Source organism: Vibrio sp. 1288 (assembly GCF_033344475.1).
In genome coordinates this window covers 1-568 of the sequence record NZ_JAWPOX010000913.1, presented here as the reverse complement: position 1 = coordinate 568, position 568 = coordinate 1, and the positions used below count along the sequence as shown (strand labels likewise).

Here is a 568-nt window from a genome sequence, read left to right as displayed (position 1 = left end):
CAACAAGGCGTTTTTCGCGATATGTACGATGGTCAGTTGGCGATGGAGTTGGCGAAAAAGCAAAGCTCTGGCATCGCCAATATGCTGATTCAGCAGTTGAGCCCTTCAATGCGCGAAGTGGCCTTCGATTCGGCGCGCAATGTGTCTTCTGCAAATGACGGTAAAACGGTCGATTCTGAATCGATATCACAGCTTGAACTCGAAGAAATTACCGACCCATTTAACTCAACGGCTCAAGCGGTCGCCTCAGTTAAACAAGTGCTTGGAGAAGCCGGTATGACGACCGCTTTTTCTCAGCCGCTGATCAGGAAAATGGAGCTGTAAATGAACCTAGTTAATATCGCCCTCTCAGGTTTAAACGCAAACCGCGTTGCACTTGACGTGACGGCGCAAAACGTTGCGAGCGTCAATACGCCAGGATACAGCCGTCAACAAGCGTTGATGGCGACAGTTGGTGATGGTAAGTCCAACCGCTTAAGCTCTGGTATGGGTGTGGAAGTGACCAGCATCCGCCGTGTAACTGATCAGTTCTTGGTTAAACAAACTTGGTCTACCAATAGTTTGGCGG

General features: G+C 49.5%; 2 protein-coding genes. Both read left to right on the top strand.

Annotated features, from left to right (window positions below):
- Positions 1–324 (top strand): rod-binding protein (locus R8O11_RS30060; protein WP_318195240.1); only part of this gene is annotated, 324 nt, incomplete at its 5' end.
- A partial coding sequence (locus R8O11_RS30055; RefSeq protein WP_318195239.1) for a flagellar basal body protein occupies positions 325–568 on the top strand: 244 nt, incomplete at its 3' end.